General features: G+C 55.4%; 14 protein-coding genes. 9 read left to right on the forward strand and 5 right to left on the reverse strand.

What is annotated here, in order from left to right; genetic code table 11:
• Nucleotides 1–597, reverse strand: a 597-nt coding sequence (locus ACIQ2T_RS09545; RefSeq protein ID WP_397590610.1) for an adenosine kinase, incomplete at its 3' end; no start/stop codon positions are given.
• 72 nt (nucleotides 598–669) lie between these two features.
• Here ACIQ2T_RS09545 and ACIQ2T_RS09550 point away from each other — a divergent pair.
• Entirely contained in the window at nucleotides 670–1,332 is a 663-nt protein-coding gene (locus tag ACIQ2T_RS09550) for an EI24 domain-containing protein (protein ID WP_397590611.1), read from the forward strand.
• On the forward strand, nucleotides 1,329–1,736 hold the full coding sequence (locus ACIQ2T_RS09555) for a hypothetical protein (protein ID WP_397590612.1): 408 nt from the start codon (nucleotides 1,329–1,331) through the stop codon (nucleotides 1,734–1,736). Before ACIQ2T_RS09550 ends, ACIQ2T_RS09555 begins: the two co-directional genes overlap by 4 nt.
• Here ACIQ2T_RS09555 and queG read toward each other — a convergent pair.
• Nucleotides 1,733–2,884: a tRNA epoxyqueuosine(34) reductase QueG gene (gene queG, locus ACIQ2T_RS09560; RefSeq protein WP_397590613.1), complete on the reverse strand. Its 1,152-nt coding sequence runs from the start codon at nucleotides 2,882–2,884 to the stop codon at nucleotides 1,733–1,735. The genes ACIQ2T_RS09555 and queG overlap by 4 nt on opposite strands.
• A gap of 171 nt (nucleotides 2,885–3,055) precedes the next feature.
• Between queG and ACIQ2T_RS09565 the strand changes: the two genes are divergently transcribed.
• From ACIQ2T_RS09565 to msrB, 3 genes are all read left to right on the forward strand, one after another.
• Complete coding sequence (locus ACIQ2T_RS09565) at nucleotides 3,056–3,190, forward strand: hypothetical protein (RefSeq protein WP_397590614.1); 135 nt, start codon at nucleotides 3,056–3,058, stop codon at nucleotides 3,188–3,190.
• Between the two features lie 92 nt (nucleotides 3,191–3,282).
• The gene (locus tag ACIQ2T_RS09570; RefSeq protein ID WP_353209731.1) at nucleotides 3,283–4,563 is read left to right on the forward strand and encodes a cytochrome P450; all 1,281 of its coding nucleotides are present in this window, start codon (nucleotides 3,283–3,285) and stop codon (nucleotides 4,561–4,563) included.
• A 60-nt stretch (nucleotides 4,564–4,623) separates the two neighbouring features.
• Nucleotides 4,624–5,106: a peptide-methionine (R)-S-oxide reductase MsrB gene (gene msrB / locus ACIQ2T_RS09575; RefSeq protein ID WP_397590615.1), complete on the forward strand. Its 483-nt coding sequence runs from the start codon at nucleotides 4,624–4,626 to the stop codon at nucleotides 5,104–5,106.
• Nucleotides 5,107–5,135: 29 nt separating this feature from the next.
• Here the strand turns inward: msrB and ACIQ2T_RS09580 are convergent, their stop codons facing one another.
• Entirely contained in the window at nucleotides 5,136–5,795 is a 660-nt protein-coding gene (locus ACIQ2T_RS09580; protein ID WP_397590616.1) for an ankyrin repeat domain-containing protein, read from the reverse strand.
• A gap of 56 nt (nucleotides 5,796–5,851) precedes the next feature.
• Between ACIQ2T_RS09580 and ACIQ2T_RS09585 the strand changes: the two genes are divergently transcribed.
• Genes ACIQ2T_RS09585 through ACIQ2T_RS09600 form a run of 4 tightly spaced genes read left to right on the forward strand, consistent with a single transcriptional unit; the run spans nucleotide 5,852 to nucleotide 7,740 of the window.
• Nucleotides 5,852–6,472 carry an SCO family protein gene (locus tag ACIQ2T_RS09585; RefSeq protein ID WP_397590617.1) on the forward strand — a complete coding sequence of 207 codons (621 nt, stop codon included), beginning with the start codon at nucleotides 5,852–5,854 and terminating at the stop codon, nucleotides 6,470–6,472.
• A gap of 1 nt (nucleotide 6,473) precedes the next feature.
• A complete protein-coding gene (locus tag ACIQ2T_RS09590; protein ID WP_397590618.1) occupies nucleotides 6,474–6,908 on the forward strand; it encodes a YcgN family cysteine cluster protein in 435 nt (144 codons plus the stop codon).
• Nucleotides 6,865–7,599 (forward strand): M48 family metallopeptidase, encoded by a 735-nt coding sequence (locus tag ACIQ2T_RS09595; RefSeq protein WP_397590619.1) that lies wholly within the window; start codon nucleotides 6,865–6,867, stop codon nucleotides 7,597–7,599. Before ACIQ2T_RS09590 ends, ACIQ2T_RS09595 begins: the two co-directional genes overlap by 44 nt.
• Nucleotides 7,600–7,614: 15 nt before the next feature.
• Nucleotides 7,615–7,740: a DUF1272 domain-containing protein gene (locus ACIQ2T_RS09600; RefSeq protein WP_397590620.1), complete on the forward strand. Its 126-nt coding sequence runs from the start codon at nucleotides 7,615–7,617 to the stop codon at nucleotides 7,738–7,740.
• Here ACIQ2T_RS09600 and ACIQ2T_RS09605 read toward each other — a convergent pair.
• Both ACIQ2T_RS09605 and purD read right to left on the reverse strand, forming a co-directional pair.
• A complete protein-coding gene (locus tag ACIQ2T_RS09605; protein WP_397590621.1) occupies nucleotides 7,737–8,426 on the reverse strand; it encodes a hypothetical protein in 690 nt (229 codons plus the stop codon). The two genes, ACIQ2T_RS09600 and ACIQ2T_RS09605, sit on opposite strands and share 4 nt — an antisense overlap.
• A gap of 95 nt (nucleotides 8,427–8,521) precedes the next feature.
• The gene (purD, locus tag ACIQ2T_RS09610) at nucleotides 8,522–9,802 is read right to left on the reverse strand and encodes a phosphoribosylamine--glycine ligase (RefSeq protein ID WP_397590622.1); all 1,281 of its coding nucleotides are present in this window, start codon (nucleotides 9,800–9,802) and stop codon (nucleotides 8,522–8,524) included.
• Nucleotides 9,803–9,913: the final 111 nt, after the last annotated feature.

The following is a 9,913-nucleotide window of genomic DNA, read 5'->3' on the forward strand; positions in this document are numbered from 1 at the left end:
ACCGTGGCGCGAAATCACAAAAGCATCTGACAGTGTCAAAGCTACCTTGCGGCCAGCCGCGCGCGCGACGTCAATCGCGGTGCGCATCGCGGCACGTGGTTCCTCTGGGTCCCACAAATAGCCTTCAAGATAGAGAATCGCGGCGCTTTCGATCAAGGATTTGTCGATCACGGTTGCAGGCAGATATTGCGATGCCCCTAAAAAGGTGTTCATCGTGCGCTGCGCATCGGGCGTCACCAATATGTAGCAGCGCGCGGTTGATGGCGCGCCGTCGCGGGCAGGAATATCGAAATGAATGCCGCCTGCGCGGATGTCATGCGCGAACACTTCGCCAAGCTGGTCCGTCGCAACTTGCCCGATAAAAGCCGTCTTGTGTCCAAGCCGTGCAAGTCCCGCCAAGGTGTTGGCCGCCGAACCACCGCTGATTTCGCGGGCTGGCCCCATATGCGCATACAAAGCCTGCGCGCGCGCTTCGTCGATAAGCTGCATGCTGCCCTTTGTCAGGCCTTCGCTTGCGATAAACGCATCATCGGTGTCGGCAATGATATCCACAATCGCGTTGCCAATTGCGAGGACGTCGAAACGGGTATCAGTCATCAGGGTTCCTATTTGAGCCAAGCGCGCCCTAGTGGGGTTGGACATTTCCGGCAAGCGCTTTAGAACGGCGCAATGTTCCAAGCGCTGATGCTTTCGTTCCAAAGTTTGTCCGACCGGCGCATCGCTGCTGTCATGGCCAAAGTGGTCCTTCTGACCATCATAAGCTTTCTTGCTCTGGGCGTTGGTCTGTGGTTTGCCCTACAAAGGCTGTTCGCTTGGCTCCAGGTGGATGATGGCGGATTTTGGTCTGGCTTACTATCGGTAGCTATTATCGTCTTGTCGGGCGCCCTATTGTTCCGCGTTATCACGGTCGCGATCACGTGGATTTTTGCCGACGATATAATCGATGCCGTGGAGGATCAGTTTTATCTGCAGCACGCCGCCTGTGGGAAACGGCCAAGCTTTGGCGCGGGCATAGAAATGGCCATAAAGTCTATTGTGCGGGTGGCTGGCTATAACTTGCTCGCTCTACCTTTGTACTTGCTCCTGCTGTTTACAGGCGTCGGCACGGCCATTGCCTTTCTGCTGATCAACGCGTTGCTTCTGGGTCGCGACCTTGAAGATATGCTAATCGCACGCCACGGAAAGTCGAAGGGCGCAATCAGCAAGCTGCCACGGCTGATGCTTGGTCTTCTTGGTACCGCCGGAATGCTGGTGCCGTTCGTCAATCTTCTCGTACCAGTTTTGGCAACAGCAATGGCCGTTCATTTGGTTCATTCCGGAAATAGATCATGATTAAAATAGCTATCCCTCTCATTTTAGGGATGTTGCTGCTGGCTGGCAGCGTTTCGGCACAGGAGGCGCGTCCAATGGCACGCCCGGCGGCACGTCCCCCCGCACCTGTGGAGCGCACCGCTGCGTCTTTTCCTGCGCGGCCTATTGCCGTTGCGCGCGGTCTTGAGAGTGTGATCGGCAAAGATATCAGCACATTGAAACGCCAATTTGGCGAACCGCGGCTTGATGTTGTCGAAGTCTATGGCCGCAAGTTACAATTTGTCGGCAAGCCATGCATCCTCGACGCTTTTCTTTATCCCGAAAACAAGGGTGGCCGCGAAGTCGTCACTTATGTCGATGCGCGAAGAAGCGACGGTGCAGCAGTAGACCGCGCCGCATGCATTGAGGCATTGCAGCGCCGCTAGCGGGCAGTCATATCGCTATCGCCAGTTGCAATGTCCCATTCAGCGCGCACCGAGGGATCCTGCTCATACGCCAATGATTCCGCCCGCCTGCGGTCAAGCTTCTCAGGCGACAACCTCGACAATGCCCATATCGCTGCCCCGCGCACAACGGGGGCCGGGTCATGCAGCAATGTTTCGACCTGCGCGATGACTCCTGCATCGCCGCCATTGCCCGCGGCGATCAGAACATTGCGGACAAAGCGATCACGGCCAATCCGCTTAATCGGCGATCCTGAAAATAGCTTGCGAAAAGCGGCGTCATCCAAAGTCAGCAAATCGGCAATTTGGGGGGCCACCAGTTCAGCGCGCGGCAAGAACGCCTTGTGCGCAGCCGCCGTTTCGGCAAACTTGTTCCACGGGCAGACCGCAAGGCAATCATCACAACCATAAATGTGATTACCCATTAAGGGACGCAATGCAGGGTCAATAGGCCCCTTATGCTCGATGGTGAGATAGGAAATACAGCGGCGCGCATCTAAACGATAGGGCGCCGGAAATGCATTGGTGGGACAAATGTCCAGACAGGCACTGCATGAACCGCAACTGTCCTCTGCTGCTGTCGCGGGTTCAAGTTCAGCAGTGGTATAAATTGCGCCCAAGAATAGCCAGCTGCCGTGTTCCCTGCTGACGACATTGCTGTGTTTACCCTGCCAGCCAAGTCCGGCCGATTGCGCCAAAGCTTTTTCCATAACAGGCGCGGTATCGACGAAGACTTTAACACCAGCGTCCGCTTCATGCGCCATCCATCCCGCGAGCCGCTTTAGCGCGCCTTTGACGACATCATGATAATCGCGCCCTTGCGCATAAACCGAAATCCGCGCGCGATTACCTTGGTCCGCCATTACCATCGGGTCCTGCGGCGGCGCGTAGCTCATCCCCAGCATGATGACCGACTTTACGTCGGGCCATAAGATATCGGGATTGGCGCGTTCATCGGCGCGGCTCTCCATCCAAAGCATCTCGCCATGGCGACCCTCCTTTAACCACTGGCGCAGACGTTCCCCGGCGCGCGGTGCAAGGTGGCCGGGCGCGATGCCAAAGGCAACAAACCCCTCGCTCTTGGCACGTTCTTCCAGAATGTTAACCAAATTTGTCTTGTCTCTATTCACACGCCAACCTTATTCAGCACTAACTCTCACTCCGGGGCACAGCAGAATGTATGCAATAGAGGCAAAGGGACTCGTAAAGCAATTCGACGGCTTTCATTAGGTCGATGGCGTCGACCTGAAAATTCCTGAAGGCAGCATTTTTGGCATCCTGCGATAGCGATCATTGGCCAGATGTTGTTTGCAGTGCTTCTGCTGCGTCTCGCCGTCTATCTGTTCAAGAAAAATGTGACGCAGTCGAGAAGCGCCGGCCGCGTCTCCGAAGAGGGTGGGCGCAAGCTGTTCGGCTTCATCAAAGTTCGCGGGTAAAATAGGTCGAGTGCATTATAAGTTGCGGTTCGAAACTGGATTGACATTTTTGTCAGTAGTGGCACTTTCTAACCTCAGAGGAGTCGAGAAAAATGGCAACTGCCCCGATAATTGAGAGCGATTCGTTACCTTACGAAGTGAATCAGGCACCGCACCACTGGGATGTGACGAAGGCCGATATTTATGTTGAAGATCGTTGGCATCCCATTTTCAAAGAAATGCGTGAAAAGGCGCCGATTAACAAAATCGAAGGCTCTGACTTTGGCAGCTATTGGAACGTCACGACGCTGAAAGCGATTCAGCATGTTGAGGCATTGCCCGACATATATTCATCCTCCTTCGAACATGGCGGCATCACGCTGATTGACGACAACGCCCTCGCTGAACCGATTCCCGAAGACCAAAGAGTGATCATGCCGATGTTCATTGCGATGGACCGGCCAAAGCATACCGAAGAACGCCGGGTTATCGCGCCGGCATTCACGCCCGGTGAAATGGACCGCATGGCCGTTGATATTCGCCGTCGCACGGCCGAATTGCTGGATTCGCTCCCTATCGGTGAAACCTTTGACTGGGTCGATCTAGTCTCGATTGAATTGACCACGCAGATGCTCGCATTGCTGTTTGATTTCCCGTGGGAAGATCGCCGCAAGCTTACCGAATGGTCTGATTGGGCGGGCGACATCGAATTGGTCCGTACGGAAGAAACGCGCAAAGCGCGGCTCGCCAAAATGTTCGAAATGGGTGCCTATTTCCAGCATTTGTGGGAAGAGCGCAAAAATCGCGGCGAAGCTCCTGACCTGATCAGCCGGATGATCCATTCGCCGATGAAGGACATGAGCCAATTCGAATATATGGGTAACCTCATTTTGCTGATCGTTGGCGGCAACGACACGACGCGCAACTCGATGTCGGGCTATGCTTATGGTCTGCACAGCTTTCAGGATGAGCGTGAGAAGCTTGAAAAGAACCCGGCCTTCATCACCAACGCCGTCAGCGAAATTATCCGCTGGCAGACCCCGCTGGCGCATATGCGGCGGACTGCAACGCAAGATCATGACCTATTTGGTGCCCCTATCAAAGCGGGTGACAAAATCGGCATGTGGTACCTGTCGGCTAACCGAGATGAAACCGTGTTCGAAAATCCAGACAAGCTGATCGTCGACCGTGAGAATGCGCGGCGCCATTTGGCGTTTGGCTATGGTATCCACCGTTGCGTGGGTGCGCGGCTTGCTGAATTGCAAATCCGCATCCTGTTGGAGGAAATGGCTGCGCGCCGCCTCCGGCCAAATGTGGTGGCCGAACCCGAGCGTGTCTCGGGATGCTTCGTACATGGCTATCGCAAGATGGATGTGGAACTGTCGCGTTATTGATAGGGAACCTTTTCGGTCTCTGCGGCATAGTCACTGGCAGAGCTTATCAAGGAACATGTCATGAAGCTGAGCAAACGCAGATTTCTGTCCTTCGCGAGCGTTGGCGCGGCTGCGTTTGTCTTCGGTTGCGGTAAGGACGCAACAGCGAAGGCACGCTTTGCTGTCACCTATAGCGATGCAGAGTGGAAGAAGCGCTTGTCGCCGGCGGCTTATCGCGTGCTGCGTCAAGAGGACACCGAGCGCCCATTTACCAGCCCGCTCAACAGCGAAAAGCGCAAGGGTAATTTTGTCTGCGCCGGATGCCAGACCCGGCTGTTTTCATCCAAAACAAAGTTTGAAAGCGGTACTGGCTGGCCTAGCTTTTATGCGCCATTAGCTGGCGGGGTGGGCACACGGACAGACTATAAAATCGGTATCCCACGCACTGAGGTGCATTGCGCACGCTGCGGCGGACATCTTGGTCATGTATTTGACGATGGACCCAAGCCCACAGGCAAGCGATATTGCATGAATGGCGTCGCGATGACGTTTGTGCCGGGCTAATCACGCCAAGCCCAAGCTTCGCAAACCGGTTATTTTGGCGATGCGATGCCTGAAAAATCCAACTCAGTCGGTTTTGTCGTTGCCGCAGCATCGGTCTTGCCGTTACTTTCAATGATTGCGGCAATAGCCGAGGCACGCCCATCCTGCTTGGCATAATCACGTGCCGAATATCCTGCACGGCTATCGGTTTTGTCTGGGTTTGCTCCTGCCTTCAACAATGCGCGGACGGCCTCTGGATTGCGCAATTGCACCGCAAGGATAAGCGCAGTTTCGCCCGAACGGTTTGTTTGGTCGACCACTGCTTTTTTACGGACAAGCCAATCGATGCCATCCACATACCCTAATTGTGTAGCCAACATCAAAGGCGTGGTGCCCTTTTTATCCGCGAGATTGGGGTTTGCGCCTTTCTGCAACAGATAGCCAAGCCACGAGGAATCGCGGCGCTGGATGACGATGTGCAGAGCTGTTTCGCCGGTGCTGCCGTCACGGGTATTGATGATGACACTGCCAGGCTCGGAAAGAAACTTTTCGGCCTCCTCCCCCTTGCGATCTTTGACGGCTTTTAAGAAATTGTAACTGTCCGAAAACTGCGCGTACGCGGCAGGCGCGACTACGCCAACAGCAGCAGGCACGATAAGCCCAGCCGTAAGGCCGAGAAAAAAAGTCTTTTTCAACAGAATCTGCGCCATTTTCACATCCAATATGCTTGATATCTTGCCTTTAGCAGACCATGTCTGGCCCCGCTATGAACAAAACTCCACTTTTCGCGCTCTTGGCGCTCCTTTTCATCTCGGCCTGTAACTCTGCGCCGTCCCAACAACCACTTAGCACGGCGCCGCTGGCAGGCGCGAAAATTGGTGGCGATTTTCTACTGACCGACCAGAATGGCAAAAAACGCAGCTTCAAGGAGTTTGATGGTTCGTATCGCATTGTCTATTTCGGCTATACCAATTGCCCGGACATCTGCACGCCCGATATGCAGAATTTGATGGCTGGCCTTAAAGTGTACGAGAAAAAGAACCCCGACCTTGGCGCAAAGATTCAACCGATTTTCATTACCGTCGATCCATCGCGCGATACGAGCGCAGTTCTAAAGCAATTTGTAAGTGCCTTTCATCCGCGCGCTATTGGCCTGACTGGCACTGAGGCGGAAATTGCCGAAGTTGCTAAGAAATTTGCCATTTATTCAGGCCGTGTTGAAGGCTCCTCGCCCGAAAATTACCTGATGAGCCATAGCCAGACGCCGTATCTGATGGGCCCTAAGGGTGAGCCCTTGGCGCTGATGCCGGCCGATGTCCCGAACACTGATGTCAATGAAGGCGCATCGGATTTGGTGGAGGCGGAACTCGCTAAATGGGTCCGTTGATGTGACCAACGCGCCTTTTTGGGAGGCTCCGATCGAAAGCCTGAATCGCGCGCAATGGGAGGCCTTGTGCGACGGATGCGGCAAATGCTGCCTGAACAAGGTGGAAGATGAGGACACTGGCCGCATTTATCCCACCAATGTTGCGTGCAAATTGCTTGACCTAAAGACCTGCCAATGTGCGGATTATCCCGGGCGCAAGGCGATTGTGCCGGATTGCCTCAGGCTCACGGCCAATAAGATTGACGATTATGTATGGCTGCCGTCAACCTGCGCCTATGTGCTGCGAGCCGCAGGCCAGCCATTGCCCGAATGGCATTATTTGATCAGCGGTAGCCGCGAGACGGTTCATGACGCTGGCATGTCAGTCAAAGGTAGGGCAATATCGGAATTGCATGCTGGACCGCTTGAAAACCATATTATCGAACAGCCTCTCTGATCCCGAGGTAAATATCAAAGGCGAGCGCGTGCCCGTGCGCATCCATCGCAACAGCCGCGCCAAACGTATTTCCATGCGGGCCGACGCGGTCAAACGCGAAATTCGCATAACTATGCCGCCCTATACGCCCACCAATGTGGCACTCGATTTTGTTGCAAAAAAGCGCGAATGGATTGCCACTCGTCTCAACAGCGTTGCCGACGCAGCGCCAATTGCCCCCGGCAGTGAAATTGCTTTTGAGGGCGAGGGCTATATCATAGAATGGCGCGAAGAATGGCCGCGCAACGTCAAATGCAAAGAAGGAAGGCTTCTGCTTGGCGGGCCCGAATCGTCGGTCGAAGCGCGCATCTTGCGCTGGCTAAGGGCCGAAGCCCGTAGGGTTTATACAGAGGAAATCGCATATTATTGCGCTAAGGCAAACGACCCTGTCCCGCGCTTGTCGCTTGGCGATCCGCGCAGCCGCTGGGGCAGTTGTTCGAGCCGAGGCACTATTTCCCTAAGTTGGCGCTTGATTATGGCACCTGTTTCTGTGCGTCGTTCGGTCATTGCGCATGAGGTCGCGCACATTCGCCATATGAACCACAGTGCCCAATTCTACGCGTGGCTTGATACCCTGTATGACGGGAACCGGAAGGCTGCCGATCAGTGGCTCAAAATGCACGGCACGGGCTTGCAGCGGGTCGGGCGATAAGGAGGCAAAGATGCGATGATCTGCAGCTATGAATGTACGTTTTGCACATCCTGCTTCACTGGCGCGCTAAATGGGCAGTACCCCAATTGTGGTGGCGACCTTCAGCCTCGACCGAACCGCATCAAAAATAAGTTGGCTTAGCCCTTCGCACCAGTCCCCAGCGCGCCATATTTTTGCTCGAAACCGGCAACATCGCCAGCCGCAAGTAATTGGGCTTGGTCGATCCAATTATCCCGTGTGATCCGGCCGGCAAAGGCGCCAAGCTGGGCATCGATTTCAGACACATCGGCGGCGGTCCAGTTGGCAACCTGCGCAAAGCTGGTTACGCCAAGACCCTTGAGCAGAGTATTGACCTTGGGGCCCAAGCCCTTGATCAGCTCAAGATTTTCAGGGATCGATGATACTGGAACAGGCTTGGCCGCCTTTGCCTTGGGCGCAGCTTGCGCTTTTGCCTTTTCTGCTTTGGCCTTGGGTGCGTTCTCCGCCTTGGCTTTTTTTACCTTCTCGGCCTTTGCTTTGGGTGCTTTTTGGGCTTTTACTTTTTCTACTTTAACCTTTGGCACTTTTTCGGCCTTTGCCTTTTCAGCAACAGGCTTTGGCGCAGCGGCTTTGGGCGCGGCTGCTTTTTTCGTGGCGGCGGTCTTCACCGGAGCCTTGGCCGTCTTCGACACTGGCACGTCGGCCTTAACAACAGCCGCAGGGGGCTGCGCAATGTCTTTAGGCGCGCTGTCCGTTGTCTTCTTCGCGCCGCCCAGCGGCAGTAGCCACCATAACAATATAGCAACGATCAGAACCGCACCGATGATGATGATTAAATTGTTGGACAATGTATTTCTCCCCGAAGGATACCAAAACATAGCAGCTAACTAAGCAAATTCATGCTCGCGTGAAAGTGTTAATCCGTGACAGAAAAGTTTGCCGTTCAAGGCGTACCTGACGCTGCCTCACGCGCGACCTCTCGCCAGCCAATATCTTTGCGGCAAAAGCCACCTGGGAAATCGATACAGTCAACCGCGGCATAAGCCGCTGCTTGCGCTTCGGTTACGTTGGCGCCTGTCGCGGTAACATTAAGCACGCGGCCTCCTATAGCCACCAACTGACCATTGATTTCAGCGGTTCCCGCATGAAAGACCGTGGCGCCTGAAACCGTCCCCAGCCCAACGGCGCCGCCTTTTTCTGGTGCCGCGGGATATCCATTGGCCGCCATAACAATCGTTAACGCGGCTTGGTGCGAAAACAGCGGGCATTCCGCATGCGCCAGCGTCCCTGTGGCAACAGCGAGCATCAATGCGGCAAGATCGCCCTCAAAACGCGTCATCAAAACCTGGCATTCGGGGTCGCCAAAGCGGGCATTATATTCAATGAGCTTGGGGCCTTCGTCGGTCAGCATAAGGCCCGCAAACAGCACACCGGAATAGGGCATGTCGTTGGCGGCCATATAGGCGACGGTCGGCCTGATGATGCGCTCCATCACCTGCGCCTGCAATGTGTCGGTAAGAACAAAAGCGGGTGAATACGCCCCCATGCCGCCGGTATTAGGCCCCGTGTCACCATCGCCCACGCGCTTGTGATCCTGCGCTGAACCAAAGGCAACAACATCGCGGCCGTCGGTCAAAGCAAAGAAACTTGCTTCTTCACCCGCCATAAATTCTTCAAGCACCACCGACGCGCCAGCATCCCCGAAACCGCCGCCGAACATATCATCAATGGCGGCCTCGGCCTCGGCACGCGTTTCGGCGATGATGACGCCTTTGCCCGCTGCCAAGCCGTCTGCCTTGATCACATAAGGCGCATCAAATGCGTCCAACCCCTTCAGCGCCGATGCCTTTCTGTCATAGCGGGCGTAGCCAGCGGTCGGGATGCCGGCCGCCGCGCACATATCCTTGGTGAAGCCTTTCGACCCCTCCAATTGCGCTGCTTTCTGATTGGGGCCAAAAACGGGGATACCGGCGTCACGCAAGCTGTCGCCCAGACCGCTGACCAAAGGTGCCTCAGGCCCGACTACAACCAAGCCAATATCGTGCCCAGCGCAGAACGCGATCACAGCCGCGTGATCGGCGATGCTGATATCTACCAGTTCAGCCTCTTGCGCGATCCCGGGATTGCCCGGCGCCGCAAAGAGTGTATCGCAATTTGGCGATTGCGCGAGCTTCCACGCCAGCGCATGTTCGCGACCGCCCGAACCAATGAGCAAGATATTCATGTCCGCAAATGACCCCTTTGAAACTGCCGACCCGCAAGTCGCTCGCCTGTTAGCCGAGGAGCGCCCCGGCGACAATGCCCAGGCGATGAGCGTGTCCGAACTGTCGCTTGC

Source organism: Sphingorhabdus sp. (assembly GCF_044357595.1).
GTDB lineage: Bacteria > Pseudomonadota > Alphaproteobacteria > Sphingomonadales > Sphingomonadaceae > Sphingorhabdus_B.

What these genes read in the sequence shown, in the direction of transcription:
- msrB (WP_397590615.1), top strand. Translation starts at nt 4,624, where the DNA reads ATGAAGCTGAGCAAACGCAGATTTCTGTCCTTCGCGAGCGTTGGCGCG.
- ACIQ2T_RS09595 (WP_397590619.1), top strand. Translation starts at nt 6,865, where the DNA reads ATGCTGGACCGCTTGAAAACCATATTATCGAACAGCCTCTCTGATCCC.
- ACIQ2T_RS09570 (WP_353209731.1), top strand. Translation starts at nt 3,283, where the DNA reads ATGGCAACTGCCCCGATAATTGAGAGCGATTCGTTACCTTACGAAGTG.
- ACIQ2T_RS09600 (WP_397590620.1), top strand. Translation starts at nt 7,615, where the DNA reads ATGATCTGCAGCTATGAATGTACGTTTTGCACATCCTGCTTCACTGGC.
- ACIQ2T_RS09585 (WP_397590617.1), top strand. Translation starts at nt 5,852, where the DNA reads ATGAACAAAACTCCACTTTTCGCGCTCTTGGCGCTCCTTTTCATCTCG.
- ACIQ2T_RS09555 (WP_397590612.1), top strand. Translation starts at nt 1,329, where the DNA reads ATGATTAAAATAGCTATCCCTCTCATTTTAGGGATGTTGCTGCTGGCT.
- ACIQ2T_RS09580 (WP_397590616.1), bottom strand. Translation starts at nt 5,795, where the DNA reads ATGGCGCAGATTCTGTTGAAAAAGACTTTTTTTCTCGGCCTTACGGCT.
- purD (WP_397590622.1), bottom strand. Translation starts at nt 9,802, where the DNA reads ATGAATATCTTGCTCATTGGTTCGGGCGGTCGCGAACATGCGCTGGCG.
- ACIQ2T_RS09565 (WP_397590614.1), top strand. Translation starts at nt 3,056, where the DNA reads ATGTTGTTTGCAGTGCTTCTGCTGCGTCTCGCCGTCTATCTGTTCAAG.
- ACIQ2T_RS09550 (WP_397590611.1), top strand. Translation starts at nt 670, where the DNA reads ATGTTCCAAGCGCTGATGCTTTCGTTCCAAAGTTTGTCCGACCGGCGC.